This window comes from Kyrpidia sp., assembly GCF_023512215.1.
GTDB classification, from domain to species: domain Bacteria; phylum Bacillota; class Bacilli; order Kyrpidiales; family Kyrpidiaceae; genus Kyrpidia; species Kyrpidia spormannii.
The window spans coordinates 13,577-39,502 of record NZ_JAILZZ010000016.1; the positions used below are offsets into that span (position 1 = coordinate 13,577).

Consider the following 25,926-nt stretch of genomic DNA (forward strand, 5'->3'; position numbering starts at 1 on the left):
GAGTCGTGGATGGATTTTGTACACACAATGACGAACGGCTTTTTCATCCTCCTCCAGGTGGTGGCGGCGGTGGTGGGCATGTACCAAGTCGTCCTGTCGCTGTTTGGACTGCGGCGCCGCCACAGGACGAAGGAGCATCCACCGACGAAATCGTTTGCTGTCCTCATCGCGGCACACAATGAGGAAAAGGTCATTGCTCCGCTCATTGAAAACTTGAAGCATCTGGACTATCCGAAGGAACTGTACGATGTCTTCGTGATTTGTGACAACTGTACGGACCGGACCGCCGATATTGCCCGGGAAGCCGGGGCGATCGCCTACGAGAGGTTCGAGCCGGAAAAACGTGGCAAGGGTTATGCCATTGAGTGGATGTTGGGGCAGTTGTGGAAACGGCCCCGAGAGTATGATGCCGTGGTCATGTTTGACGCGGACAACTTGGTCTCGCCGAATTTCCTGCAGGTCATGAATAACAAGTTGTGCGAAGGGGCCAAGGTGGTTCAAGGGTATTTGGATGTGAAAAACCCTTTTGATTCCTGGGTGAGTATTTCTTACGGATGTTCCTACTGGTACACGAACCGCATGTGGCAGTTGGCGCGGTACAACCTTCGTTTACCCAACGCTTTGGGCGGAACCGGGGTCTGTGTAGAGACCGCGCTATTGAAGGAGATCGGCTGGGGGGCGACGAGCCTGACCGAAGATCTCGAATTCGGAGTGCGCTGCGTGATGCGCGGGGTTTACCCGACCTGGGCCCACGATGCCCGGGTGTACGACGAAAAACCACTGACTCTCAAAGCATCGATGCGCCAGCGGCTACGTTGGATGCAGGGGCATTTTGATTGTTTCCATCGGTATTTCTGGTCATTGTTGCGGGAGAGCCTGCGAAAACGCAATTTGGCCATGTTCGATTCGGCGCTCTATCTGTTTCAACCCATGCGGATGTTGATCGTGCTCTTGACGACGGGGATGTTGTATTTTCAAGTGTTCTCCCCGGGTTTCTTTGAACTCACGAACATCAGCACGCTGTTCCCGAACTGGTTCTGGGTCAGCATGAACATTTTCTTGTTCGGGCAGCTGCCCCTTGCCATGCTGTTGGAGAGAGTGCCTTTGAAGGCGCTGTTGGGCTTGGTGATTCTACCCGTATTTACGTTGACCTGGTTTCCGGTGACGACAGCGGCTTTCTTTACTCGCAAGAATCGGGTGTGGGACCATACACTACATACCCGGGCGATTCGCTTGGACGAGATCCGGAGCCGATAGGATTTTTTGACGGCCCGCCACGGTGCGGGCCGTCGGTGTCGTCCCGGCAGGGGTAACGTCGCTTTGGCGAGGCGGACGGGATGTGCTACACGGTTTTTCCAGATGCTTTTTCCCGGGCCAAGAGGAGAGCGATGGCGGTTCGTCCGCTGATCCCGGGATGCCAACCGACGGCCGCTGCGGCGTCGGTTACTTGTTCTAAAGGAGCTGCCAGGAGCTCTTCCAGGGTTCTTACGCCAACCGCCCGTCCGGCGATGATCTCCCGGTTTCGCAGGCGGGTGTTGAGCAGGGATACGTCCAGTGCACCGCACATGATGTATCCCGTAGCGGTGGTGACGGCGAGAAGATTCGTCTTTGGGAGGGCGATCTGGACAGCGATGGCGGTTCCTTCATCGAAGGTCAAAGGCTCCACACGGATCACGGTTATGCCTCCCCCGTTGGGATATTTCCCACCGAACCATTCTATGGTCGGGCGACACCCTGAGGTGACGGCGGAAGGCTAAACTCCCGGTTTGAGATGAGATTTCCGGGCGGAGGAATGTGCACAGCTGGTTATGGATTGGTGGAAAGATCTAGGGAATGGAATGGAGGAGGGAGTGCTATGGATGCTTCACTGGAGTTGTTGAAAGAGTTAACGGAAGCCCCCGGTGCCCCAGGAGCTGAAGGGCCCGTACGGGAATTGATGAGAAAGCACCTTGAGGGGCTCACCGACGAAGTTTTGCAGGATGGCCTTGGCAGCATTGTCGGCAAGAAGGTTGGTGATCCCGCGGGCCCCAAGGTCATGGTCATGGGGCATATGGATGAAGTGGCTTTTTTGGTCACCCATATCACCCCGGAGGGTTTTTTGCGTTTTGAGACCCTGGGCGGTTGGTGGGAGCAGGTGATGTTGGCCCAGCGGGTGCGGGTCCTCGGGCGAAAAGGGGAGATCATCGGTGTGATCGGATCCAAACCTCCCCATGTTCTCCCGAAGGAAGAGCGGGACAAGGTGGTTCGGAAGAAGGACATGTTTATTGACATTGGCGCCGGGAGCCGGGAAGAGGCGATGGAGTTTGGCGTGCGACCTGGCGATCCGGTGGTGCCGATTTGTCCGTTCACCGTCATGTCGGGGGGCAAATTTATCATGGCGAAGGCGATCGACAATCGCTCGGGTTGCGCGGCGGTGATCGACCTCCTGCGCCAATTGAAAGATAAAGGCCATCCGAACGTCGTGTATGCCGGAGCCACGGTGCAGGAAGAAGTGGGTTTGCGGGGCGCGCAAACCGCGGCTCAATGGATTCAGCCCGATGTGTTTATCGCCGTCGATGTGGGAATCGCCGGAGACACCCCGGGCTTGTCGGAGCGCGAGGCGCTCGGCAAGTGCGGCAAAGGGCCGCTCGTCCTTCTCTACGACGCCACGTTGGTACCGAATGGTCCACTCCGGGATCTGGTCATCGATACGGCGGAAGAATTGGGGATCCCGTACCAGTTTGACGCCATGGCCGGGGGAGGAACCGATGCGGGCCGGGCTCACCTGGCAGGGCGGGGGATCCCCTCCATCGTGATCGGATTTCCGACCCGGTACATTCACAGTCATGCGGCTCTGCTACACCGGGATGATTATGACCAAGCGGTACGGTTGCTGACTGAGGTAGTGAGGCGGTTAGACCGGGAAACGGTGGACCGCCTGACGCAGTAGCTCCGAGAATGCAGGCGATTCGCCTGGGAAAGCGGAGAAGTGCCCCAGGGCGAGGGGAAAAGGGTGGGCAGTTACTCTTTCACCTGCTCCCGTTGGATCTTGTCAATGACTATCTGAAGGGCCAGGGCTGCATCGGGGACCACCGGGCTGCCGTATACGATGATTTTATCACCAGCCCGGGGCGTGCCCATGGCGTAATACTCACCTTCCATCGTCTCGAATAGCTCGATATCGTAATCTTGCTGTTCCATCTGAAGGGTGAATGTTTCCTTTCGCAGCAAGCGCGCATCGGATGGGAGTTCTACGGAAGTCCAACTACCAGGATTCACACCGTTCGCTCCTTTCTACCTAGCGGGTTCTATGACTATTGTACCGATTGTGACGCCCCGGCGCCAGGGAGGCCGGGGCGTCCGCCGAAGGGGGAGAGTCAATGGTGCAGCCGCTTGTTTTACCTTTTATACACGCAGAGTGGTTTGAGACACCGGCTGTGGTGGTCCACCGCCCTACCCTTGATCGCAACATTGCCCGAATGGCCGCCTTGGCTGCTGACGCCAAGGTGGCGCTGCGGCCGCACGTCAAAGCCCATAAAACGGTGGAAATTGCCCGCCGACAGCGGATGGCGGGGACCCAGGGCATCACCGTGGCGAAACTGGGCGAGGCAGAAGTGTTCGCCGAGGCTGGGTTTCGGGATATCACCGTGGCTTATCCGGTGATATCGGCGGTGAAACGGGATCGGTTGGCGGCTCTGGCCGCCCGGGCTCGGGTTACGACGGTTGTGGATGATCTGGAACAAGTGGACCTCCTGGCCCGAATGGCCGAGGAACGGGCGGTGACGGTGGGGTTGTGGCTGAAGGTGGACACTGGGCTGCACCGCTGTGGCATTCCGGCGGCCGAGGAGGACCGTGCTGCCGCTGTCGTCTCCAGGATCCTGTTGTGGGAAAAGCGCTGGCGGGAAGAGCCGGGGGGAGGGGTGTATTTTGCCGGTCTGTTGACCCACGCCGGCCACGCGTACGGCGCCGAGTCGAAGGAGGAGGTCGAGGCCATCGCCAAGAGCGAAGGCGAGCAGTTGGCGGCCTTAAAAAAAGCGCTGCAGATGAGGGGCCTGCCCACCCCGGCCCTGAGCGCGGGATCCACACCGACGGCCGCCCGTGTATCCAAAGTTCCCGGGATTAGCGAGATTCGACCGGGCAACTATGTGTTTAATGACCGAACCCAGGTCCGCTTGGGTGCAGCCAATCCGGAGGACTGTTCCCTTCGGGTGGTGGCCCGGGTGGTGAGCCGGCCGACCCCAGACCGATGTGTCATAGATGCGGGGGCCAAGACGCTCGCTCTGGATCAGGGAGCCCACGGTTCTTCTGGACTCGAGGGGTTCGGGGTTCTCTGCGGAAAGGAAGGGCTCAGGGTGACTCGGTTATCCGAGGAACACGGTGTAATCGAAAGGCCGAATTCTGGGGTTGAACTCCCCCGGGTCGGAGAGGTGGTGGAGCTCATCCCCAACCACGCTTGTCCGGTGGTGAACCTCACCCGGCGATTGGGGGTTGTGGGAGAAGCGGGGTGGGAAGGATGGTGGTCGGTGGACGCCCAGGGTCGGGTGGAGTGATCGAGATAAGGAACAAAATCCCTGCTCCCATCGTCTTATAGATTGGATGGACCCGGAAAACCCATAACCAGGGCCCTCCGGTGTCCGGGAAGAAGGGAGTGGGGAAGATGTCTTTGGCGGTTTTACCTCGCGGTCGCTCGCCCAAGCTCAAAACTCCATGCCCACATTGCCACAGTGAGCGGACCCGCTTGGTTCGAATGCTGGTTCAACAGCGTCACGAAAAGTGGATCTGCCTGCGGTGCCGGGAGCAGTTTGAAGTTCGGGGGCGGTAGCCGATATCTTTCGGCGAGGGACGATATCTGGGGACAAGATACATAACCCGGCGAGCCGTCCCAGAACAAAGGCTGAGTCGAGCAGGCAGCTTAATCATACAAAGGACACACGCGTTTTTATGAAGGTTGAAGGCCCGGGATATGCCCCGGGCCTTTTCCTTGTGCGCCCTGTATTCCTTGTACGTCCGCCCTGTGTTCGTGCCGGTTTTCCGCTCCCGGCGGGAAAGCGGCGACCTCGCGAAAACCAACCCTCGTCTCTCAGGCGAACTCTGCGACCAACTCGCCAAACACACCGGGATCCATCTGTAGATTGTGCCGCGCCACAGGCTCCGCCTGGAAACCGGGAATCAGCTCTTCGTAGGAAGGACGCTCCTGCCGGTAGATCAACCCGGTACACAGCCCACCGGTTTCCAACACTTTCTGCATCGCCCGGCTGCGATCGGTCGGATCGTAGGTCGGATCGTTTTCCAGGTTGACGATGTGCTGTTTGAACCAGTCGTAGGTGTTGGTCTTATTGAAGGTGACGCAAGGACTAAATACATTCACTAAAGAGAAGCCTTTGTGTTGAATCGCCAACTCCACGAGCCGGGTCAATTGGTTGATGTCGCTGGAGAATCCCTGAGCGGCGAATCCGATGCCGGCCCCCAAGGCGAGTTCGATGGGCTGCACGGCGTGCTCGATATTGCCGGACGGGGTGGTCTTGGTTTTGAACCCATGGCCGCTGGTCGGGGAAGTCTGGCCCTTGGTCAGGCCGTAAATCTGATTGTCCATGGTTACATAGGTGATATCCAGGTTTCGCCGGACGGCGTGGATAAAATGTCCCAAACCAATTCCGAACCCGTCGCCGTCGCCGCCTGCGGCGATCACGGTCAAATCCCGGTTGGCGAGTTTTAGCCCCTGGGCCAAAGGTAACGCCCGGCCATGGACCCCGTGAAATCCGTAGGTGTTAATATAACCGGAAATACGCCCGGAGCAACCGATCCCCGATACCACCGCCACCTGTTCGGGCTCCATACCGAGATTGGCGAGGGCCCGCTGAATGGCGGCTTGTACGGAAAAATCTCCGCACCCCGGGCACCAGTTCGGCCGCACGTTGTTTCGAAACTCTTTGACCGTTGCCATCGTTACATCCACTCCTTCAGCTGACGGTACAACTCACCGGGCAAGAACGGATTGCCATCGAACTTTTTCACAGACACCGTCGGGGTCGTGACGCCAAAAAACCGCATCAAATGGGCGAGTTCTCCTGTAGCGTTGTTCTCTACCACGATCACCTTTTTTGCCCGTTCGGTGTACGACGATAGGGCCTGGGTTGGGAAGGGGGCCAGAACCTTCACATGAACGTGGCCGATTCGGTGTCCGTCCGCGGTGAGGCGTTCCGCCGCCTCTTCAATCGCTCCCCGGGTGGACCCGATGCCGATCACCAGGGTGTCGTAGTGTTCATCCCCGGAGAAGGTCAGACTGCCGTCCAGTTCCACGTTCTCGAGCTTGCGCAAACGCTTTTCCATCATCTTGGCGCGGTTTGCACTCCCCTCGTCCGGTCGGCCGATCTCATTGTGTTCCACGCCGGTCACGTGATGGATCCCGCCTTTGACACCAGGGATCACCCTGGGGGAGATGCCGTCGGGTGTAAAGGCGTAGCGCTTGAACAACGATCCACTCTGCATAGAAGGATCGACTTCGGTGATCAGTTTGCCGCGATCGATCTCGATGGTCTCCGGATGCAGCGGCTCCACCGTCTGTTTCGCCAAAGACAGGGCCAGGTCGGTGATGAGAATGACCGGGCACTGATAACGCTCCGCCAGATTAAAGGCCCGGGCCGCTTCATAAAAGCACTCCTCGGCTGTGCTCGGAGCTAACACGATCTTGGGAATCTCGCCGTGGTTGCCAAACAGAACGGCGTACAGATCGCTCTGCTCGTGTTTGGTCGGAAGCCCTGTCGACGGGCCGCCCCGCTGGGTATCGACGATGACGACGGGGGTTTCTGTCATGCCTGCCAAACCGATGGCTTCCATCATGAGGGACAAACCGGGGCCGGAGGTGGCGGTCATCGCCCGGGCGCCACCGTAGGCAGCGCCGATGATCATATTGATTGCCGCGATCTCGTCCTCCGTCTGGACCACCACGCCTCCGACTTTAGGCATTTTCTTGATAAGATATTCCATGATGTCCGATGCCGGGGTGATGGGATAGGCGGCCATTACCCGACAACCGCCGGTCAGAGCTCCGAGGGCCACGGCGTCATTCCCCATCATAAACAGGTGGGAACCCTTGCCCGCCGGGGGTTTCAGCTTCATGTGGGTCCCATCTTTGAGTTGTTCCTTCATGAATTGATAGCCTTGGCGGATGGCTTCCATGTTTTGGTCAACGATTTTCTGGCCCTTGCGGGCAAAGGTGTCGTGAATCACCCCGGAGAAAATATCCACCGGGAGGTCGAGGAGGTACACGGAGGTGCCGAGGGCCACCATATTTTTCATGATGCTCGATCCGGCCGTCTCGGCGAGCTTCGTGAACGGGACGACGTAGAGCTCGGCCTTCACACCCTCCGGCAAGGTGGGATGAAACTTTTCGTCCGCGATGACCACCGCTCCTGAGCGGAGTTCTTTTGCGTTAAAATCGATCGACTCCTGATCGAAGGCGATGAGAATGTCCAGAAAATCGGCGCTGGCCAAGCGGCGCTTTGTGGAGACCCGAACTTTATAGTTCGTATGTCCACCCTTGATGCGCGAAGAAAAATGTCTGTACCCGTAGATGTAATACCCTTGCCGATTCAGAGCCGTGGCGAAGGTTTCGCCGGTACTGTCGATCCCTTCCCCCTGTTGTCCTCCGACCTTCCACGACAATTCCTCCAACATACTCTGAGTCACTCCTCTAGTCGTCTTGAAAACATCTGGGAACCGTTCCAGCCGCCCTCAGCCACAATATAACCGAAACCTGGTATCTTTACGCGATGCGCGGTCTCACCCCCGGCGCACGTCAATGAGTGCCGCGCGCAACAAGTTAATGGATGCCACATCGGGTTGATAGACGAATTCGATGACCTCCTGGCGCCGGCGACAGAGTCGTTCCACCTCCCGCCGCCGGCCTGGGGAGACGATGACACTATCCATCTCCCCGACGAACCATTCGAGTTCCTCGGGATCCGACGTGGTGGTCACCGACAGGTCCAGACCGTCCAGGCCGGCATTTTTCAACGCCAACTGCACTTTTCCCGCGAAGTTTTCCGAACGGCACACAAGGCCGATCCGCCGACCAACGGGAATGCGGGCGATCCGAACAATGGTGTCCATCTGCGGTTCTAAGGAGATGGCCAGCACATTGCGTTTCGGTCCCAACAACTCCTTGACCTCATCGTAATGAAAAAATGTAGTAATCACGAGGTCTGCGGAGGTCACCTTGGGGAGGTGCACTTCGACATTCTGTCGGAGTTCATCGAGGACGACGGGTGTGATGGACACCCCCGAACGGAACTGGATCCGACGGGCAAAATAATCCACTTGCTCACGGTTACACTCGATAAAGGTCACCTGGATGAGATTGAGCAACTCCCGCTTCTGCCTGGCCCGTACCGCCGTCAGTTCGGCGAACTCTTCAATGGAGAAACCGAGCTGCAGACCTTCCTCCATCGCCACGTCGATGATCTTCATCAAAAGGTCTTTGCGGTTCTCAATGCGGACGGCGTCGTCTCGATCACACACAAAGGTTCCCCGTCCCTGAATGGACGTGAGAACCCCTTCGGCTTCAAGCTCTTGATAGGCCTGGCTTACGGTGTTGCGGCTCACCTGGAGACGCTCGGAGAGTTCTCGTTCCGTCGGAAGTTTGTCACCCGTCTTCCAATGTCCGTTCCGGATCTGTGCGAGGACGGCCTCCTTGACCTGTATGTACAAGGGGATGCCGTTCTTGCGGACGATAGGAAAGGACATCTAGGGTTCACCTCCCGGCTGTGGTGAGGGCGACTGTGGCTCAATGGATTGATCCATTAACCTTTTTCAATGCAGCCCTATTATACTCCAACGGTCCAGAGAAAGGGAAGGACTCTTGAAGATTTCGTGAACAACCTGTAGACGATGGCTTTCATCCCTTCGTCGGCACCGGGAACTCTGTTCAGGCGCGGTTTGCAATGGGGGGGTATGTCCAGTAATATAAAATTTGAATGTCGTGAAGATGGAGGCTTCCCATGCTTGACATCCAGTACATCCGCCGCCACCCGGACCGGGTGCAAAAAGCGGCCCGGGACAAGGGGATTTCCATTGATGTCCAGGATTTATTAGAGGTTGACGAACGCCGCAGGCAATTGCTCGGACAGATCGAAGAGCTGCGGGCCCAGCGCAATCAGAAATCGAAGCGGACCCCAACCCTTCAGGGCGAGGAAAAACAGTTGAATATCGCAGAGGTGCGACAACTGAACGAGCGTATCAAGGGATTGGAAGACGAACTCGATACGGTCAAGAATCGGTATGAAGACTTGATGCTGCGGGTCCCGGCGGTGCCCTTCGACGATGTGCCGGTGGGGGAGAGCGACCACGACAACGTGGAACTGCGCCGGGAAGGAGAAGTACCGACATTTTCTTTCCCGATTCGCGACCACGTGACCCTCGGGGAGATGCACGATTTGATCGACATTCCCCGGGGCGTGAAGATCGCCGGCAGTCGGATGTATTTTTTGAAAAACGAGGCGGCTTTGTTGCACCGCGCGGTTATTCAACTGGCGGTGGACCATTTGGTGGCGAAAGGCTTTACCCCGATGATCGTCCCCGTGATGGTCCGGGATCGGGCGATGTTCGGGACAGGGTATTTTCCCTTGGGCAAAGAACAGACCTACGTGATTCCCGAGGATGAATTAAATTTAGTGGGGACGGCGGAGGTGCCCCTGGTTTCTTACTATGCAGATGAAGTCCTCTCCGAGGAGGAGCTTCCGAAAAGGATGCTCGGGATCTCCAACTGTTTCCGGCGAGAGGTGGGATCGGCAGGTAAAGATACCCGGGGCCTGTACCGGGTCCATCAGTTTACAAAGGTGGAACAGGTCGTGATCACCCGGGCCGATGGGGACGAGGCCATGCGGCTGCACTGGGAGCTTTTGCACAATGCCGAGCAGTTGTTGCGCCTCCTGGAGTTGCCTTATCGGGTGGTAGAGGTCTGCACCGGGGACATGGGCCAGGGCCAGGTGAAGAAGCACGATATTGAGACCTGGATGCCCAGCCGCAATGCCTACAGCGAAACCCATTCCTGCTCGAGCTTTTTGGATTTTCAGGCCCGGCGGTCCGGCCTTCGGTACCGGGACGGCGATGGGCAACTGCACTACTGTTATACCTTGAACAATACGGCCATCGCGTCTCCCCGGATTTTGATCCCATTGTTGGAGGTTCATCAGCAAGAGGATGGATCGATTCACATACCCGCCGCCCTTCGGCCGTATCTGGGGGGCCGGGAGTGGTTGCGGCCAAAGCGCGAGGTACAGGAGTGAGGGGCCGGACTGGGCGCGTGAACCCGCGGCCAGGCGGGCAGGGCCTCCGGCACATCCGGCGGCCCTGCCCGGGAGGACTGGGTGAAAGGGGTCTAACGCCGGGTGATTCGGAGAGGGTCGAAAGCCTCCAACAGGGGATCTCGCTCTCCGCTGACCAGCCACTTGGCCATCAATCGGCCGGTGATGGGCGTGAGCAGGATACCGTTGCGGCCGTGCCCCGCGGCGATCCACAGGTGCTCCGTATCGGGGATCGGCCCGAGATAGGGAAGATTGTCGTCCGACCACGGCCGCAGGCCCACCCGCACTTCAGACACCGCGAGGCCCTGTAGGTCGGTCACCCGGGACCCCGCCCGGGCGGTCAGTTGGGCGATCCCCGCAGCGAAGGGCTCCCTGGACCACGTTCCCCGCTCTTCGGTGGCCCCGAGGTACATTCGCCCGTCTTTTTTCGGAACGAGGTAGATGTCTTTGGCAAAAACGGTGTGGCGCAGGGGCACGAGCCCCGCTTCGAGGAAGACCGCTTCTCCTTTGACCGGGAATACCCGGCCGCGCCATTCCGGCCGCTGAAGGAGCAGGGAAGACCACGCCCCCGCCGCCACCACCACGGTGCCCGCGGTATACGTGTCCAGGGCCGTGGTGAGCTGGACCCCGCCGCTGGTCTCTTCCAATCGAAGAATCGGCTCACCTTCGCGGATCGTGGCTCCTGCTTGTACGGCACCCCGGGCTAAAGCTTTGGCCAGACGGGGCGCCTCCACCCGGTGGTCGTCCGGGAGGTACAGTGCGCCTTCACAAGGGGGCAGGGGGTAGCCCAGGGCATTGCTCACATCTTCGGGCGACCACCACTCCGCCCGCTGCCCGGCCCGGCGCTGCCATTCACCCCGGGCCCTGAGTTCTTCCGCTTCCTCCGGAGTCGATGCGAGCCGCACCATTCCCTCGGCGGCGTATTCCGGATCAATGCCCGTCTCCTCTTTTAATGACTCACACAACGCAGCAAATTCTTTACGGCTGGCGACCCCCAGTTCGAACAAAGGCCCGGGCTCGTGCATTTCCACCTGGGCACCGAGCATGCCGGCGCCGGCGTGGCTCGCTTGGCTGGAGAGAGTCTCGGCCTCGAACAACCACGGCCGCACGCCTTGTTTGGTTAAGTGATACGCGATGGACGTTCCGATCAAGCCTCCGCCGATGACGGCAATTTCGATCCGCTGCTCCCTCATGATTGAACCTCCTCCAATCCGTTCCAAGGGGTGAATGGCTGCCCTGGGCACCTTAACGACAGCCCGGATGTCGGGACCGGTGGCGCCGCCGGCCTCCGACTGTCCCGTCTAGCTGGCGGGCCAACGAAAGGGGTGTGCCGGGGCGGCGCCGGACGCCTCCAGGGCTCGGGCCAAAACGGACAGGGCGGCACCGGGGTTTGCGTGGCCCATGACCGCGCCGATGACGGCGACGCCGGCACAGCCTGTGCGGGCCGCCTCTGCGGCGTTGTCCGGAGTGATTCCCCCGATGGCCAGGACCGGGATGTCCACAGATTCCACGATCCGTCTGAGGTCATCGGGACCCCGGGGTGGTACGCCTGGTTTGGAACGGGTGGTGAAAACGTGGCCGAATGTGACGTAGTCGGCGCCGGAACGCTGGGCTTCCAGGGCTTCTTCCAGGCTGTGCACGGAGCGGCCCACCACCATCGGGGCGGGAAGGAGTGCCCTCACCCGATCGACCGGCAGGCTTTTGGCTGCCAGATGAACCCCGTGAGCTCCGACCGCCAAGGCGACGTCCACCCGGTCGTTGATGAGGAGCCTCGTGGATGTGCCGTCCAGCACCGGAAGGAGCTGTTCAGCCAGTCGGTAAAGCTCCAGGGCGGGAGCCGCCTTGTACCGCAACTGCACGGCGTCCGCCCCGGCCTGGGCCACTTTGCGGACGACCTCGGCCAATTCCTGAGCCGCCTTCTGTCCATCCGTCACCACGTGAATCTGAAATAAGCCCAATGAAAAACCTCCTTTCGCCCCCCACGTCCGCCCAGGACAAAAGAAAGGCCGCGCCATGACAAACCCGCCAGGACGCGGCCCTCCAGTCTGGAGCCGAACCAGTGAATCCCGGATGTACACTTTTGCCGCATGTCGATCAAGTTCATAAAAAATGCCGCCTTCCGGCAGCCTTTGTCGATCTTGTTCCACCGTCCCTTCGCTGGCATGACCCAGACAGGTTCCAAGGGTTAAGGCTGCCGGCCTCTCTCAGCCGTGCTCGCCTCCTCCCGGCGGCACGGCACCCCCCGCGGAACATCTTTGAAATTGAAGCCAGTGTACCACGCTTGGCGGTGGGCGTCAATGGTCCGCATGGCTCACCCCGGGCATGGGGGGTCGTTGCAGACGGACCTGTGGGCGTCTACAATGGGGTCTGAACATCAGAGCTTTGGGGAAGAGGTGGACCGACTTGTTTCTCGATCGTTCCTGGGTTCGCGCCCGTTTGGAATTGATGAGTTCCTATGCCGAGGGCGTTAAAGAGGTCAAGCGCCGCGGGCGGTCAGCGTTTGAAAGCGATCCTTTGATTCGAATGGCCGCCGAACGCGGTTTGCATATGTCCATTGAATGCCTGATCGATAGCTGCAACCACATCATCGACGGGTACGCCATGCGGGACCCCGCCAGCTATCAAGACATTTTGCAGATTATGATGGAAGAAGGTATTTTCGACCGGTCCTTCGGGGAATCGTTTCTTCCTGTGGCGGATCTCCGCCGGCTTTTGGCTAAAGATTACGATCGATTGACCCCGGAGCGGGTCTGGGACGCGGTGGAAAAATATGCGGATGCCTTTGATGAAGCGCGTCGATCTCTTGAGAAGTTTCTGGGTTGACACGGGACCGGGCGGGAAAATGATTCCGGACACTTTCGGCGGGCGGGTGGGAAAAATGGGCGAAATGTCCGTTATGTATCGTTGTTCTTCACAACGTTACGATTTTGTACAGCCATAGACGATGTGACACATTTCACGGTAAGATGATAGAGGGGGCTTCTCGCTGTAGGAGGCAGGACATCATGGCGTGGTTGACGGTAGCTCTTCTCGTGATGGTGGGGTATACCGTGGTGCCCACTTTTCTCGGAAGGACGATGGGGATTGGATGCATCAAGCGCTTACCACCCGGGATGAAGTTGGCGGCCCTTACCTTTGACGATGGACCGAGCCCGGATTACACCCCCAAGATCCTCGAAATTCTACGGGCGGAGGGCGTACGAGCCACTTTTTTCGTCTTGGCGGAAAAGGCGCTTCGTTACCCCGATCTCATCAAAATGATGGTGGGCGAAGGACACGATGTGGCGATCCACGGCCTGACCCACCGGCCCTTGTGGCTCCTGGGTCCCGGGAAGACAAGGCAGGAAGTGGTTGAGGCGGCAAGACGCTTGGAAGATACTTTTGGCGTGCAGATCCGCTGGTACAGGCCCCCGTGGGGGTTGTTGAACCTGCCGGCGTATATCTGGTCACTGCGTCAGCACATCCGGCCCGTCCTCTGGAGCCATATGAGTTGGGACTGGGCGGCCAAGGGGCCTCCGGCCGAACTCGCCCGCAGAATGATCCGGACAATGAAAGATGGGGCCATTGTTCTTCTCCACGATGCGGGTGATACTTTTGGGGCCCGCCGGGATGCCCCGGCGGTGGTGGTTGAGGCTCTGCCCCTGTTTGTGGAATGGGCCAAAGAAAACGGGTGGCGGTTGGTGAAACTGTCGGATGTGCCAAGGCGAACCTTCCGAGAACGTCTCTGGAACAGGGTGGATCGCTTAGGAGCTCGGTTGATGCATTCTCAGCCCCTGGCAGGGCCGGGGGAGTGTCTCTTCCGCCTCGGGCGAAGGCGCTATTGGGGTTGGCCGATCACCTTGAAGAACGGAACTCGGTTGCGGTTTGGGGATCCGGTGGCGGAGATTCATTTTGACAATACACTTCTAGAATCACTGATGAAAGATGCGAAGAATGAGTGGCAATTGTCCCTTCGTTATATGCAGATCGGGCGCCGGTCTCTCCCGATCCTAGCCCGGGCGGTGGAGGAAGATCCGCGATGGCGCGGGGTAAAAGTGCTGTACGGCCTGAGCGTACTGAGCCGGGGAACCGACCGGGCGGGGTTTATCGTCTCCCCCCTTCGGCCAAGGTGGTTGCGGCGTCTGGTTTCCCGTTACCTTCAGGGTGTGCTCCTCGGGCACCATCCGGAGGGCCGAAACAGGTTGTCCCAAGGCCTTCAGACCCTGCAAGCGGATTGGATCTACATTTCACCGGAGACGTTGATTCAGCTTTACGGTTCTCGGCGGGGAGAGAAGCCCCCTGGCGCGGGTTCCGCCGATGAGCGGGGATGACGATGCCCGCTGCACCTGCCGGGTGCGGGCTGCGGGAGGGAGTTGAGGGATTGGGACGGGGGATTCTGCTTACGGATGACTTTGGCAGCGGCCATACCCTGGCGGCTGTAGCCGTAGCGGAGGCGTGGAATCGACGACACCCGGACGCACGGGTGGAAGTCGTGCGCAGTCTGGAGCGGTCTCATCCAATGTTGACCCACATGGTGATCGGCACATACCTGATGTTGTTGCGGCGATGGCCCAGTGCTTACCGCTGGATGTACCAGGCCACCGAAGGGCAACCCAGACTGCACGTAGGTGCTTCGGGACTTCTGGGGGTGATCTACGCCCGTTCGTTCATGATGTGGATGACCCGGCAGAACGTGGATTGGGCGATGACGACCCACCCTTTCTCCTTGGCTCTGTTGGAGCGTTTTCGCCAAAGTGGGTGGCGGGGGAAGTTCGGGACGTTGGTCACCGACTTCCATGTGCATCGCTTCTGGTGGAGCCCGGAGGCGGACTGGTACTGTGTGCCGTTTCCTTGGATGAGGGATGAATTGATCGACTTGGGATATCCCCGGGAACGGGTGCATGTCACGGGTTTTCCGCTGCGGCCGGCTTTCAGCCAGGCGATCCCCAAAGCCCAGGCTCTGGCCCGGCTGGGTTGGGAGGATGTACCCCGGGTGTTGTGCATGGGCGGAGGGCTGGGCCTGGGGAATGTGAGACAATGGTTAGACTGGTTGGATGAGTCCCCGGCGGATTTTGAAATGGTGGTGGTGGCGGGCCGGAATCGCCGCCTGTACAAGGAGCTGGCCCAGCGGGCGGCCGGATGGAGGCACGCCTTGAGAATTCTGGGGTATCGTGACGACATCCAAGATGTCTTTGCCGCCAGCGACGTCTTGGTGACAAAACCCGGGACGGCCACGGTGGTGGAGGCGGCGGCGATGGGGTTGCCGATGGTCTGCGCTGTGCCACTGCCCGGCCATGAGGAGGACAATGCCCGGGCGTTGGCTAAACTCGGGGTTATCTCCGGGCCGACGAAAGGAGTCGAGATGCGCCAAGCGGTGGAACGCTTGTTGCTGGATGAAGAGGTGCGTCGTCGCGTGAAGGATCGGTTGCGAAAGCTGGTTCAACAGGGAGCTGCCGATTTGGTGGCCGATGTCCTGGGGAGTGAACAATGGAAATGAACACTTCGTGGAATTTGCCGTTATTGTCTGCACTGGCGTCCATGTTAGTGGCTCAAGGCATCAAGATTCCTTTTCAGCGATGGCGGGAAAAGGCGTGGAATTGGCGATTGGCGTTCTGCAGTGGAGGCATGCCCAGTTCTCATGCGGCGGTCGTGAGCGCGTTGGCGGTGGCGATGGGGTTATCTTATGGTTGGAATTCGCCCTGGTTCGCTGTGTCATCCGTCTTTGCCACCGTGGTGCTGTACGACGCCGTAGGCGTGCGCCGCCAGGCCGGGCAACAGGCCGTGGTTCTGTACGAATTGGTCAACCGGGCCCAAGAGGCGGGGATTGATCTGTCGGGCGTGGCGGCGGCCCAGGCCCGAAGGTGGGTGCACCGGGGCCATACGCCCCTGGAGGTAGCGGGTGGAGTGACCCTCGGCACCAGTATCGCCTGCTTGGTGTATCTCATGGCTCACTGAGGGAGACTGGCCTGAGCGGGTGATGGGTTCGGCCGTCCGGGTGCGCCCCGGTGATCCCGGGGTACGAAAGCCGGCCACCCCGCTCCTCCCGTGGCCCTGAGGAGTACGAGACCCGCGCAAAGCTTACGAAATTGAACGTTTCAGGGGCGCGACCGAGACGGGCCTGGGCTCCGTCTCGATGATGGCTCACGGGACGGCAGAGAAAACGGTTTGGTCCGTCCATTGCCGGAGTTCTTCGTCGGTCCAAGTTACCTGATGGAGGGGGACGGGTGTTCCAGTGTCCACGGCGCGGGTCACCCGTCCTTCTTCTTCCAGTTTAACGAGGTGTCCCAGGAGGGTGCGCTCCGCCACCCAGCGGGCAGCGGGCGGAATCTGCCCTTCATAGATGGCCGATAACAGGTCGGCGATCCGCCGGGGATGTTTGTCGATCAAGGACATGATCTGCTCCTCCCGTTCCTGACGGTGGGAAAGATAGTAGCGAATCTGGCCTGCCGGATCCTGCACAAGCGGTCCATGGGCGGGACCTGCGATCTCGGCTGGATAGGTCAACAGTTTTCGGAGGGTATTGAGATAGGTTCGAAGATGTCCATCCGGCGGGCCGATCCAGGTCGTCCCGGCGCCGAGGACCGCGTCTCCGGTGAACAAAACCTTTGCCGTTGGCTCCCAGAAACAGAGGTGTCCCGGCGTGTGACCCGGGGTTTCCAGGGCGACCAAGCGGACGTCGCCGACCTGCCGAGTGGTGCCCTCCGCGAGGTCCGGTCGGAGGCGGTGTTCTGGGACGTACTGTTGTACCGCCGCCGCATCGGCCGGGTGAACGTGCACGGGGCAATCCCACAGTTCGGCCAAATATCCCGCTCCTGCCGCGTGGTCCGGGTGGTGGTGAGTCAACAGTATGCCGGTGACGTGCAGGTGGCGTTCCCGGACGGCGTCCGTCAAGGGTCGCAGAGCTTCCGGGTCTGAGTAGCCGGCGTCGATGACGAGGCCTTCGCCCCCGTCGGATACCAGGAACAGGTTTGTGCCGGTGGCCGGCGGTAACGTGGGGGTCCTGGCGGCGAAGAGAGTCACCCATTGCGGCAGAGTCATGGATCTGCTCCTTTCCTCGGTGGTTGAGTTATTCTCATAGTAGAGCCAAAATGTTCGGTTGTCTACAAGGGGGGCTGGTTGTGCGCATTTATACCCGGTCGGGAGATGACGGGAAGACCAGTTTGGTGTTTGGCCGGCGCATCGGAAAGGATTCTTTGCGGGTGGACACGTATGGAACGATCGATGAAACGAATTCGGCCGTCGGTGCGGCTGTGGCCCTGCTCCGCGGGCGATCGGCAGGCAACTGGGGGGACGTGATCGCCGCCTTGGAGCGGGTGCAGCGGGAGTTATTCGACGTCGGCCGGGAGCTGGCCACGCCCGAGGAGAAGCGCGAAGGCAGTTTTGTCACCGATCAACACGTTTTGGGGTTAGAGAAAAATATCGACCGGTGGGAGGAACAATTGCCTCCCCTCACCCGGTTCATTTTGCCGGGCGGGGACCCGGCAGCGGCGATGTTGCACCTCGCGCGAACGATTTGCCGGCGGGCCGAGCGCCGGGTCGTGGCCCTTGCCCAGGAAGAGCCAGTGGCGGATTCGGTGTGTCGGTACCTCAACCGCCTGTCCGACTTTCTGTTTGTCGCGGCCAGGGTCGTCAACCACCGCTTAGGCGTTCAGGAGCCTGCCGTTGATTTTCAACAGGGATAAGGAGTGCGAGGTGTAGAATGAGCAAAAACCTTTACGAAAAACGCGGAGTGATTGTCGATCTCGATGGCACGCTGTACCGGGGGGACCGGGCCATTCCCAGTGCTGTGTCCTGGTATCAAAACATCAGCCGCTCTGCCGACGTGGTCTTCGTCACGAACAACTCCATGTATTCGCCGGAACGCGTGGCGTCTCGGCTCCGGAACATGGGGTTTCGCGCAGACAAACAGCGGGTCCTGACCTCGGCGGTCGCCGCGGCGGCCTACGCCGCCGAGGTCTGGAAGAACGAGCCGATTCTCGTTCTTGGAGAAGAAGGGCTGTGGCAAGCTGTGTCTTCGGCCGGCCTTCGCGCATTCCGGCCTGGGGACATCGCCCCAGCCGAGGCCGCGGCGGTGCTGCAGGGGATTCACACCCACTGCACCTACAACGATCTGGCTGAAGTATGCTTGGCCATCCGGGCCGGTGCCGCCTATGTGCTCACCAACCCGGACCGAGCTCTGCCGGACACGAGGGGACTCATTCCCGGCGCCGGATCGATCGGAGCGCTCATTGAAACGGCCACCGGCGTTGCGCCTCTTGTGATTGGGAAACCCCAAGGGCGCATGATGGAACAAGCCCTCGCTCTGCTCGGTCTTCCTAAAGAAGAGGTGGTCGTGGTGGGGGACAACTTGGACACCGACATTCTGGCCGGCCACAGGGCTGGACTTGACACCGTTCTCGTGTTGACCGGGTATTCCCGCCGAGAAGATCTTGCGTCTGCCGCCGCTGCCCCCACCTGGGTGCTGGACGATCTCACTCAATGGTTTGCGTAGACGGTGTCGGTCATCTTTTCGACGTCTTCGGGATTGTCGGTTTGCTTCCACTGCGCGGTGGAGCGGAGCAGCCATTGGGTAAAATCCCGCCCGGACAGGGCCTCGCACAGGAAAAGGCCGATCTGAACCGGGAGTTCCTGCTGGCCGCCCATGTGTTCTTGCAGTTTTTGAATCGCTTGAATCACCCGGGACTGTTCAATTTCTCCACTCACGGCGTCGAACAACCGGCGCCCTTCTTCCGTCAGGTGTACCTCGGTGATCCGCTCGTCTTCTTGATTCGACCGAGTGGTCACAAGCCCCAATTGTTCCAATTTCGCAACATTGTGGAAAGCGCTCGAAATGTGCCAAAGTCCGCGCTGGGCGATGGTGGAAATGGAAACCCCATCTTCCTGATACAACAGACTCAGCAAATGAAGCTGGGATCCCGTCAGGTGATAGGGTCGCGCAATGCGGCGCAGGTCGTCGTCCAACGCCTTGGATAAGCTTCTGATCAGGTTAAACGTCAGATGGACATCGGCCCATCGGTGCATGAAGAAGCACCTCCTCGTGAAATCTACACCTATGCGATCGTTTCTGAGGCAAAGGGTCTTTCCATATCAATCTATGCTCTCATAGCAATTCGAGATGTCTCCCGTGTTTAAGCCCGTACCTTGATGAAAGGATTGAGGCTGTGCGACCCGCTGTGTTCCTCGACCGCGATGGCGTGATCAACCCATATGTAGCCCATATTCATCGCCTCGGCGCATTTCCCCTGCTCCCGGGGGTCGGTGCGGCAGTCCGGCGCCTCAACGAAGCCGGCCTATGGGTGTTTGTGGTGACGAATCAGGGCGGCGTCGGATTGGGGTATATGGACGAAAAGGATGTGAGCAGGATGCACCAACGGATGCGCCAGCGCCTTAGCGCCGAAAAAGCGCAGATCGACGCCATACGGTTTTGCCCCCATGCGCCGCGGAGCGGTTGTTCTTGCCGAAAGCCGGCCCCCGCGATGCTGCTGGACCTGATGCAGGCCTACCCCGTGGACCGGGAGCTGAGCTTTATCGTCGGGGATCGAGAATCGGACGTGGAGGCGGGACATCGCGCTGGAATTCGAGCCGTTCGCATCGGTGACGGACCGACTCGGGCGGAATTTCGAGCCCCCGACCTCCCCGCGGCCGTTAACCTTATTTTAACGTATCATCGTGTAAAACGGGAAATGAAAATCAAGAGATGATTGATCGGTAAAATGTGGTATATCCAATCATCAAGGAGCGTGAAAATATGCGGAAAGCCAGAGATTCTCTCGGGGAAGTGATGATCGACGATGCAGCCTATTACGGTGCCCAAACCGCCCGGGCGATAAAAAATTTTCCGATCAGCGGGATGCGGCTGCCCCGGGAGTTTATCCGGGCCCAGGCGCTGGTTAAAGGAGCGGCTGCCCTGGCCAATCGAGATTTGGGGCGGCTTGAGCCCGAGGTGGCCGATGCCATCGTCAAAGCGGCCCAGGAAGTGGCCGAGGGCAGGTGGGACGATCATTTTGTCGTAGACGTTTATCAGGCGGGTGCGGGGACGTCCCAGAACATGAACGCCAACGAGGTGATCGCCAATCGGGCCTGTGAGTGGCTGGGGGCGGAAAAAGGCCGGACCGACCTCGTTCACCCGAACGACCACGTGAACATGGGGCAATCCACCAACGACACGATCCACACCGCGCTGCACCTGGCGGCCTGCGAATCGGTGCACACCCGGCTGATTCCCAGCGTGTCGGCGCTCATTGCAGCCTTTCGAAAAAAGCAGGAACAGTATAAGGATGTGGTGAAACTCGGGCGGACCCACCTCCAAGATGCTGTTCCCATTCGGGTCGGCCAGGAAATCGGGGGGTGGGCCGGGGCACTGGAGGCGCGTCTGAAGGACGTGCGCCACGCGGCGGACGGGCTTTTGGCGATTGGGATCGGCGGGACGGCGGTGGGTACCGGGCTGAACGCCGGCCCGCAGTTTCCGGGAAAGGTGCTGGAGAGGCTGCGGGAATGGACGGGTTACCCCTGGCGGGAGCCCGAAGACCGATTCACCTTCATGCAAAATACTGACGCCGTGGCCGCGCTGAGCGGCTCTTTGCGGGGGCTGGCCTTGTCCCTAGGGAAAATCGCGGATGATCTCCGGCTGCTCAGTTCCGGCCCCCGGGGCGGCTTGGCCGAGTTCCGGCTGCCGGCGGTGCAACCTGGCTCTTCCATCATGCCGGGCAAAGTGAATCCGGTGATGGCTGAGATGATGAATATGATCGTGTATCAAGTGATCGGCTGTGACGCCTGCGTGGCGGCCGCCACCGCCGGAGCCCAACTGGAACTAAACGTGATGATGCCGGTGATTGCCTGGAATGTCCTGCACGCTATCCGCATCCTGGGAACGGGGTGTGAAGCATTCCGAGTGCGTTGTATTGAAGGCTTGGAGGTGGATCAAGACCAGTGTCGCCACTGGGTGGAGCGGAGCACCGCTTTGGCGACGGCACTCAACCCGGTGATCGGTTATGACCGGGCGGCGGAGTTGGCAAAAAAAGCCTATCAGGAGGGCCGAACGGTGCGAGAGGTGGCGGCAGCCAGCGGCTGGGTGAGTACCGAGGATATAAATCGTCTGATGGATCTACACCGGATGACCGACCCCACGGCGTGAGAAACGAAAAATCAGCGAGCGGCGGAACGAACCGTCCCCCTTTATTGTTTTTGGCGCCGGGGACCGGTGAGCCCACTTCTGGAGTCCTCCGGACCCTGTCGGCGGTTCTCTCATAGACTGGTGTTGAACGTCACCAGCCCAGGAGGGAGAACCGATGGAGGACCAACAGAGCGCGAAGGAGAACGAGGATCAGAGGAATCAAAGTGCCGAGGAGTGGCTCGGGGGATCCCCCGCTCCCGTACCGATGCCCGCCGCCTGGACAGAGCCGGTGGAATCCGGGACGCCGATGTGGCGGCATGGATATGGGTTCGACGCGGATCAAGGAGCCAGTTATCCGTCTCCTGGACTGCCGGGTCAGGTGCCGGATGAGTTGTTTTACGGGGAATCGGCGCCGGGGGAGATGGGGTACGGCGCCTGTCGGCAGATGTACGGCCCGCCGGCGGGGACGCCGGGGGCACCTGGCGCCCCTTGGGCCCCGTATGGGACGGCGGGCATGTTGCCCGGCATTCTGCCGCCGTTAGTGGAGTCAGTGCTCCCGGGCCAAGTGTCTCCTGGGGGTCCCGGCGCTCCCATGCCCGGGCAGCCTGGTTATGTCCCGGGTGCCCCGGGTGTGCCGCCCGGGACGCCGGGAGGTCCAGGCGGATACCCCGGGTTGCCAGGGACCGGATACCCAGGGGCAGCGGGCTATCCCGGGGGAGGCGCGCCCATTGGCGGCCTGCCGATTCCTCCGGTCATACCGGGGTTGCCAAGCGGTGTGCCCGGAATGCCGGGGGCTCCCGGTGCCGGGGTGCCAAGCGCTGGAGTGCCTGGAGTAGGGGCACCGTGGATGCCCGGTGTTGGGGCGCCCGGGATTCCTGGGATGCCCGGGGGCGGGATGATGCCGGGTATGCCCGGGGGACCGGGAATGGGCATGCCGGGGGCGCCTGGTGTCGGTATGCCGCCCGGGGGGCCGGGAGCCGGGACGTCCGGAATGTCAGGAACCGGGGGCCCGTCTCCGGACGGTTGGGGATTTCCTCCCCTTGAAACGGGGTGGGTCCCTCGAGAACCTCTTGGTTACCTCGAACAATACCCCGTACCCGGCGCCCAGCCGGAGGACTTGCGGGCATATGACCCGCCGGCCTTGCCCGGATACACCTCGGGAGGCGCTGACACGACGGAGGGGGGAAGGGAAGAGGAATCCCCTTGACCCCGACACTCCGCCCTACTGCAATGCAAGGATCCACCCCTCTTCGTCTCTCCCCCGCGGCCGAGGCGCCCCGCTACGGGCGCCTCTCCCAGACTTTGCATGATCCGGCGACCTGACGATTAGAATAGGGATGATCTGCCGTTCAGGGGAAGGGGGAGATGTTCGTGCTGGTGGATTTTCGCAACGAACCACTGACCAATTTTCAAGATCCGACGTTCCACCGTGCGATGAAAGAAGCCCTGGAAGACGTGCGTCGGGGGTTCGGCCGGGAATACCCCATGCGCATCGACGGAAGGGACCGGCTCAGCGGGCACTGGATCCGTTCGGCGGATCCGTCCCGACCGAAGGAGGTGGTTGGCCAGGTCGCTGCGGCGACCCGCGAGGACGCCATGGATGCCGTGGAAGGGGCCTGGTCCGCCTTCGAAGGTTGGGCCCGGGAGCCGGCCGAAGCCAGGGCCCGGTGTCTGTTTAAGGCGGCGGCGATCATGCGACGGCGCAAATTTCACCTGGCCGCCCTCATGTGTTTCGAGGTGGGCAAAACCTGGTCAGAAGCGGATGCCGATGTCGCCGAGGCAATCGATTTTCTGGAGTTTTACGGCCGTGAGATGATCCGCCTGGCCCGCCCCCATCCCTTGACACGCATCCAGGGGGAAGACAACGAAGTCATTTATGAGCCCCTCGGGGTTGGGGTCGTCATTCCGCCTTGGAATTTTCCCCTCGCCATCCTCACGGGGATGACGGTGTCTTCGGTGGTGGCGGGCAACGCCGTGGTGTTAAAACCGGCCAGCGCAAGTCCGGTCATTGCCGTGGAGTTCACAAAGATCATGGAAGAGGCAGGAATTCCACCCGGAGTGATTCAGTTTCTTCCCGGTTCTGGCGGGGAGATCGGCGACGTGCTGGTGTCTCACCCCCAGGTGAGGTTTGTCACCTTCACCGGTTCCCGGGATGTCGGGGTTCACATCTATGAACTGGCGGCCAAAGTGCAGCCGGGGCAGAAATGGTTAAAGCGCGTGATTGCGGAAATGGGCGGCAAAGACGCCATCATTGTGGACAGTGACGCCGATCTGGATGATGCGGCCGCGGGGATCGTCACTTCAGCTTTCGGATTCGCCGGGCAAAAATGTTCCGCCTGTTCCCGGGTAATCGCCCTGGAGGGCGTGTACGAGCCCATTCTGGAACGGGTCAGGGCACTCACGGAGCGACTCAAGGTGGCACCGGCGGATTTGGAAGAGGCGTCCTACGGGCCTGTGGTGGACCGGGCGGCGTATGAGAAAGTGCTTCAATACATCGAGATTGGGCAAACCGAGGGGCAACTGGTAACCGGAGGAGGTCCCGCCGAGGGGGACGGGTATTTTATCAAGCCGACGATCTTTCGCGATGTTCCGCCCGAGGCCAGGATTGCCCAGGAGGAAATCTTCGGTCCGGTGCTGGCCTTTTTAAAAGCGAAGGATTTCGACGAGGCCCTCCGGATTGCCAACGGAACCCAGTACGGCCTGACTGGGGGGGTGTATTCCCGGAATCGCGCCCATCTTGAACAGGCCAGGCGGGCATTCGAAGTCGGCAATCTCTATTTTAATCGCAAAATCACCGGGGCCTTGGTGGGGGCGCATCCGTTCGGAGGTTTTCACATGTCCGGCACTGATTCAAAAGCCGGAGGCCAGGACTACCTGCTTCTCCTGACCCAGGCCAAAGTGGTGTCTGAACGGTTCTGACCACAAAAAACCGGGGGCGTGGGGTCGCTCCCGGTTTCGTTTAGTGACGGTTCAGGAAGCCTGGGACCGCTGATCCTTGTGCGCTTTTTCCTCTTCCAGGCGGTGGACCGCAGCTGGGGTGGAGTGATGTTTATAGTACCCGAAATTCAAATTGTTCGTCCGGTACCGGCCGTCCCGGCGAAAATCCACGCGATCCGCGGTCAGGCCGAAAATGATGTAAAGAACAAATGCGATGAGCACGGTCCACCCGATGGCCCCGTACATCTGTTGAGACAGAAAATATGCGCTCAGGCAAAAGGCGACAAATGCCACGCCTAAGGTAGCGCCGAAAAGTCCGTACAGTTTGTTCTTCATGGTATATCCCCCCTTTGCGCAATCTCGGCGCAATCAAGCCGTCGCCATCCTCCGGCCGCCGGGGACCTTCCGGCCGGTCGGGTGGGAATCGTTCCGGCACCGCACGTCGCTTTTGACAGTGCGGACCGTGACAAGTCAGTAGATCTTAAGCTTATTATACAGCGTATCCCGTTGAACGGGAATCCGCCCGGCCTCCCGGATCAGGCGAATAAATTGTTCTTTCGGAGCCATTTGGGCCGTCTCGGCGCCGGCGGCGTGGACAATCTGTTCCTCCATGACGGTGCCGTCCAGGTCATCCACCCCGAAGGCCAGGGACACTTGAGCCATTTTTTCGCCGATCATCATCCAGAAGGCCCGGATGTGGTCAAAGTTGTCGAGCAATAGCCGGGCGGTGGCCAAGATGCGCAAATCATAATACCCCGAGGTGGTGTCTTGAATCCCATATTCCTCCGCCAGGGCGGTGTTGGCCGGGTGGAAGGCGAAGGGAAAAAAGCAAGAAAACCCCCCGGTCTCATCCTGAAGTTCCCGAAGCCGCAACAAGTGGTCCACCACGTGCTCCGGCCGCTCGATGTGACCGTACAGGATGGAGGCGTTGGTGCGGATGCCCATCTGGTGGGCGGCGCGGTGGACGGCGAACCACCGGTCGGCGCTGGTTTTGTGACCGGCGATGATCCGGCGCACTTCCGGGTCGAACACTTCAGCCCCGCCCCCGAGGATCGAGTCGAGCCCCGCCTCCCGGAGCCGCTCAAGAACGGTTTCCACCGGGAGCTTGGCGATACGGGCCATGTAGTCGATCTCCACCGCCGTAAAGGCTTGCACGTGAACCCCGGGCAATATGCGTTTCGCCAGGTGCATCATCTCTTCGTAGTACGAGAGGGGCAAAGAGGCGTTCACGCCCCCGACGATGTGCAATTCGGTGAAACCCCGCCCGGCGATCTCTTTCATCTTCGCTTCCAATTGTTGGAGGCTGAGGGCATAGGCCCCGGGTTGATCCGGTTTTATCCCAAAGGCGCACAGTTTACAACTGAGATGACAGATGTTGGTGTAATTGAGGTGGGTGTTGATGATAAAATACGCGTCATCGCCATTTTTCTGTCGCCGAACTTCATCGGCCATCGCCCCGACCCGAAGAAGGTCCGGGGACTGAAGCAACGCCAAGCCATCCTCAAAATCGAGGCGCTCGCCGGCGGCGAATTTTCGTTCCACGGCGGCCAAGGCCGGATGGGTGGACGTGGAGAACAAGGCCGTTTCTCCTTTCCATATCGGGATCGGATCTAT

Annotated in this window: 25 protein-coding genes and 1 riboswitch; of the genes, 14 read left to right on the forward strand and 11 right to left on the reverse strand. The window is 60.1% G+C overall.

Features of this window, described 5'->3' with window-relative positions; all coding sequences use genetic code 11:
- Positions 1 to 27 precede the first annotated feature (27 nt).
- Entirely contained in the window at positions 28 to 1,257 is a 1,230-nt protein-coding gene (locus K6T64_RS07920; RefSeq protein ID WP_100669158.1) for a glycosyltransferase family 2 protein, read from the forward strand.
- Positions 1,258 to 1,342: 85 nt separating this feature from the next.
- Here K6T64_RS07920 and K6T64_RS07925 read toward each other — a convergent pair whose 3' ends face one another.
- Positions 1,343 to 1,675 carry a YunC family protein gene (locus K6T64_RS07925; RefSeq protein WP_100667029.1) on the reverse strand — a complete coding sequence of 111 codons (333 nt, stop codon included), beginning with the start codon at positions 1,673 to 1,675 and terminating at the stop codon, positions 1,343 to 1,345.
- Between the two features lie 180 nt (positions 1,676 to 1,855).
- On the opposite strand from K6T64_RS07925, the gene K6T64_RS07930 reads away from it, so the two are divergent.
- Positions 1,856 to 2,929, forward strand: a complete 1,074-nt coding sequence (locus K6T64_RS07930) for a M42 family metallopeptidase (RefSeq protein ID WP_288009433.1) — start codon at positions 1,856 to 1,858, stop codon at positions 2,927 to 2,929.
- 71 nt (positions 2,930 to 3,000) lie between these two features.
- Here the strand turns inward: K6T64_RS07930 and K6T64_RS07935 are convergent, their stop codons facing one another.
- A complete protein-coding gene (locus tag K6T64_RS07935; protein ID WP_170085063.1) occupies positions 3,001 to 3,258 on the reverse strand; it encodes a hypothetical protein in 258 nt (85 codons plus the stop codon).
- A gap of 101 nt (positions 3,259 to 3,359) precedes the next feature.
- On the opposite strand from K6T64_RS07935, the gene K6T64_RS07940 reads away from it, so the two are divergent.
- Entirely contained in the window at positions 3,360 to 4,529 is a 1,170-nt protein-coding gene (locus K6T64_RS07940; protein ID WP_288009436.1) for an alanine racemase, read from the forward strand.
- A 530-nt stretch (positions 4,530 to 5,059) separates the two neighbouring features.
- On the opposite strand, the gene K6T64_RS07945 is transcribed toward K6T64_RS07940, so the two are convergent.
- The 3 genes from K6T64_RS07945 to K6T64_RS07955 all read right to left on the reverse strand — a co-directional run bounded on the left by K6T64_RS07945 (position 5,060) and on the right by K6T64_RS07955 (position 8,724).
- Entirely contained in the window at positions 5,060 to 5,923 is an 864-nt protein-coding gene (locus K6T64_RS07945) for a 2-oxoacid:ferredoxin oxidoreductase subunit beta (RefSeq protein ID WP_288009438.1), read from the reverse strand.
- A gap of 2 nt (positions 5,924 to 5,925) precedes the next feature.
- On the reverse strand, positions 5,926 to 7,656 hold the full coding sequence (locus K6T64_RS07950) for a 2-oxoacid:acceptor oxidoreductase subunit alpha (RefSeq protein ID WP_288009440.1): 1,731 nt from the start codon (positions 7,654 to 7,656) through the stop codon (positions 5,926 to 5,928).
- Between the two features lie 105 nt (positions 7,657 to 7,761).
- Complete coding sequence (locus K6T64_RS07955; RefSeq protein ID WP_100667035.1) at positions 7,762 to 8,724, reverse strand: GntR family transcriptional regulator; 963 nt, start codon at positions 8,722 to 8,724, stop codon at positions 7,762 to 7,764.
- A 254-nt stretch (positions 8,725 to 8,978) separates the two neighbouring features.
- Between K6T64_RS07955 and serS the strand changes: the two genes are divergently transcribed.
- The gene (serS, locus tag K6T64_RS07960; protein WP_100667036.1) at positions 8,979 to 10,265 is read left to right on the forward strand and encodes a serine--tRNA ligase; all 1,287 of its coding nucleotides are present in this window, start codon (positions 8,979 to 8,981) and stop codon (positions 10,263 to 10,265) included.
- Between the two features lie 92 nt (positions 10,266 to 10,357).
- Here serS and thiO read toward each other — a convergent pair whose 3' ends face one another.
- Together thiO and thiE are read right to left on the reverse strand one after the other, a co-directional pair.
- Positions 10,358 to 11,476, reverse strand: a complete 1,119-nt coding sequence (gene thiO / locus K6T64_RS07965; RefSeq protein ID WP_288009442.1) for a glycine oxidase ThiO — start codon at positions 11,474 to 11,476, stop codon at positions 10,358 to 10,360.
- Positions 11,477 to 11,584: 108 nt separating this feature from the next.
- A complete protein-coding gene (gene thiE, locus K6T64_RS07970; RefSeq protein WP_288009443.1) occupies positions 11,585 to 12,241 on the reverse strand; it encodes a thiamine phosphate synthase in 657 nt (218 codons plus the stop codon).
- 173 nt (positions 12,242 to 12,414) lie between these two features.
- Positions 12,415 to 12,536, reverse strand: a riboswitch (TPP riboswitch).
- A 150-nt stretch (positions 12,537 to 12,686) separates the two neighbouring features.
- Between thiE and hepT the strand changes: the two genes are divergently transcribed.
- The 4 genes from hepT (at position 12,687) to K6T64_RS07990 (ending at position 16,217) form a co-directional block, all read left to right on the forward strand.
- Positions 12,687 to 13,106: a type VII toxin-antitoxin system HepT family RNase toxin gene (gene hepT, locus K6T64_RS07975; RefSeq protein ID WP_157935367.1), complete on the forward strand. Its 420-nt coding sequence runs from the start codon at positions 12,687 to 12,689 to the stop codon at positions 13,104 to 13,106.
- A 182-nt stretch (positions 13,107 to 13,288) separates the two neighbouring features.
- Positions 13,289 to 14,593, forward strand: a complete 1,305-nt coding sequence (locus K6T64_RS07980) for a polysaccharide deacetylase family protein (protein ID WP_288009444.1) — start codon at positions 13,289 to 13,291, stop codon at positions 14,591 to 14,593.
- Between the two features lie 50 nt (positions 14,594 to 14,643).
- Positions 14,644 to 15,759, forward strand: a complete 1,116-nt coding sequence (locus K6T64_RS07985; RefSeq protein ID WP_288009445.1) for an MGDG synthase family glycosyltransferase — start codon at positions 14,644 to 14,646, stop codon at positions 15,757 to 15,759.
- Positions 15,756 to 16,217, forward strand: coding sequence for a divergent PAP2 family protein (locus K6T64_RS07990; RefSeq protein ID WP_197945553.1), 462 nt, complete (start codon positions 15,756 to 15,758; stop codon positions 16,215 to 16,217). The genes K6T64_RS07985 and K6T64_RS07990 overlap by 4 nt, the downstream gene beginning before the upstream one ends.
- Before the next feature lie 186 nt (positions 16,218 to 16,403).
- Here K6T64_RS07990 and K6T64_RS07995 read toward each other — a convergent pair whose 3' ends face one another.
- The gene (locus K6T64_RS07995; protein ID WP_288009447.1) at positions 16,404 to 17,300 is read right to left on the reverse strand and encodes an MBL fold metallo-hydrolase; all 897 of its coding nucleotides are present in this window, start codon (positions 17,298 to 17,300) and stop codon (positions 16,404 to 16,406) included.
- 80 nt (positions 17,301 to 17,380) lie between these two features.
- Between K6T64_RS07995 and K6T64_RS08000 the strand changes: the two genes are divergently transcribed.
- Together K6T64_RS08000 and K6T64_RS08005 are read left to right on the forward strand one after the other, a co-directional pair.
- Positions 17,381 to 17,944: a cob(I)yrinic acid a,c-diamide adenosyltransferase gene (locus K6T64_RS08000; protein WP_288009448.1), complete on the forward strand. Its 564-nt coding sequence runs from the start codon at positions 17,381 to 17,383 to the stop codon at positions 17,942 to 17,944.
- Between the two features lie 17 nt (positions 17,945 to 17,961).
- Positions 17,962 to 18,753, forward strand: a complete 792-nt coding sequence (locus K6T64_RS08005) for an HAD-IIA family hydrolase (RefSeq protein WP_288009449.1) — start codon at positions 17,962 to 17,964, stop codon at positions 18,751 to 18,753.
- On the opposite strand, the gene K6T64_RS08010 is transcribed toward K6T64_RS08005, so the two are convergent.
- Positions 18,738 to 19,283: a MarR family winged helix-turn-helix transcriptional regulator gene (locus tag K6T64_RS08010; protein ID WP_100667045.1), complete on the reverse strand. Its 546-nt coding sequence runs from the start codon at positions 19,281 to 19,283 to the stop codon at positions 18,738 to 18,740. The genes K6T64_RS08005 and K6T64_RS08010 overlap by 16 nt on opposite strands.
- Before the next feature lie 140 nt (positions 19,284 to 19,423).
- Between K6T64_RS08010 and K6T64_RS08015 the strand changes: the two genes are divergently transcribed.
- From K6T64_RS08015 to pruA, 4 genes are all read left to right on the forward strand, one after another.
- A complete protein-coding gene (locus tag K6T64_RS08015; RefSeq protein ID WP_288009454.1) occupies positions 19,424 to 19,963 on the forward strand; it encodes a D-glycero-alpha-D-manno-heptose-1,7-bisphosphate 7-phosphatase in 540 nt (179 codons plus the stop codon).
- A gap of 47 nt (positions 19,964 to 20,010) precedes the next feature.
- Positions 20,011 to 21,396, forward strand: a complete 1,386-nt coding sequence (locus tag K6T64_RS08020; RefSeq protein WP_288009456.1) for a class II fumarate hydratase — start codon at positions 20,011 to 20,013, stop codon at positions 21,394 to 21,396.
- Between the two features lie 154 nt (positions 21,397 to 21,550).
- Entirely contained in the window at positions 21,551 to 22,582 is a 1,032-nt protein-coding gene (locus K6T64_RS08025; RefSeq protein ID WP_288009458.1) for a hypothetical protein, read from the forward strand.
- 164 nt (positions 22,583 to 22,746) lie between these two features.
- Complete coding sequence (pruA, locus tag K6T64_RS08030) at positions 22,747 to 24,294, forward strand: L-glutamate gamma-semialdehyde dehydrogenase (RefSeq protein WP_288009493.1); 1,548 nt, start codon at positions 22,747 to 22,749, stop codon at positions 24,292 to 24,294.
- A 51-nt stretch (positions 24,295 to 24,345) separates the two neighbouring features.
- Here pruA and K6T64_RS08035 read toward each other — a convergent pair whose 3' ends face one another.
- A complete protein-coding gene (locus tag K6T64_RS08035) occupies positions 24,346 to 24,648 on the reverse strand; it encodes a hypothetical protein (RefSeq protein WP_170085078.1) in 303 nt (100 codons plus the stop codon).
- 135 nt (positions 24,649 to 24,783) lie between these two features.
- Positions 24,784 to 25,890 carry an aminofutalosine synthase MqnE gene (gene mqnE, locus K6T64_RS08040; protein ID WP_288009460.1) on the reverse strand — a complete coding sequence of 369 codons (1,107 nt, stop codon included), beginning with the start codon at positions 25,888 to 25,890 and terminating at the stop codon, positions 24,784 to 24,786.
- Positions 25,891 to 25,926 lie beyond the last annotated feature (36 nt).

Bases quoted from the DNA above. Each gene is read 5' to 3' on its own strand.
- K6T64_RS07920 (WP_100669158.1), top strand. From the start codon at position 28: ATGACGAACGGCTTTTTCATCCTCCTCCAGGTGGTGGCGGCGGTGGTG.
- K6T64_RS07930 (WP_288009433.1), top strand. From the start codon at position 1,856: ATGGATGCTTCACTGGAGTTGTTGAAAGAGTTAACGGAAGCCCCCGGT.
- K6T64_RS07940 (WP_288009436.1), top strand. From the start codon at position 3,360: ATGGTGCAGCCGCTTGTTTTACCTTTTATACACGCAGAGTGGTTTGAG.
- K6T64_RS07945 (WP_288009438.1), bottom strand. From the start codon at position 5,923: ATGGCAACGGTCAAAGAGTTTCGAAACAACGTGCGGCCGAACTGGTGC.
- K6T64_RS07950 (WP_288009440.1), bottom strand. From the start codon at position 7,656: ATGTTGGAGGAATTGTCGTGGAAGGTCGGAGGACAACAGGGGGAAGGG.
- K6T64_RS07955 (WP_100667035.1), bottom strand. From the start codon at position 8,724: ATGTCCTTTCCTATCGTCCGCAAGAACGGCATCCCCTTGTACATACAG.
- serS (WP_100667036.1), top strand. From the start codon at position 8,979: ATGCTTGACATCCAGTACATCCGCCGCCACCCGGACCGGGTGCAAAAA.
- thiO (WP_288009442.1), bottom strand. From the start codon at position 11,476: ATGAGGGAGCAGCGGATCGAAATTGCCGTCATCGGCGGAGGCTTGATC.
- K6T64_RS07980 (WP_288009444.1), top strand. From the start codon at position 13,289: ATGGCGTGGTTGACGGTAGCTCTTCTCGTGATGGTGGGGTATACCGTG.
- K6T64_RS07990 (WP_197945553.1), top strand. From the start codon at position 15,756: ATGAACACTTCGTGGAATTTGCCGTTATTGTCTGCACTGGCGTCCATG.
- K6T64_RS07995 (WP_288009447.1), bottom strand. From the start codon at position 17,300: ATGACTCTGCCGCAATGGGTGACTCTCTTCGCCGCCAGGACCCCCACG.
- K6T64_RS08005 (WP_288009449.1), top strand. From the start codon at position 17,962: ATGAGCAAAAACCTTTACGAAAAACGCGGAGTGATTGTCGATCTCGAT.
- K6T64_RS08010 (WP_100667045.1), bottom strand. From the start codon at position 19,283: ATGCACCGATGGGCCGATGTCCATCTGACGTTTAACCTGATCAGAAGC.
- K6T64_RS08020 (WP_288009456.1), top strand. From the start codon at position 20,011: ATGCGGAAAGCCAGAGATTCTCTCGGGGAAGTGATGATCGACGATGCA.
- K6T64_RS08025 (WP_288009458.1), top strand. From the start codon at position 21,551: ATGGAGGACCAACAGAGCGCGAAGGAGAACGAGGATCAGAGGAATCAA.
- K6T64_RS08035 (WP_170085078.1), bottom strand. From the start codon at position 24,648: ATGAAGAACAAACTGTACGGACTTTTCGGCGCTACCTTAGGCGTGGCA.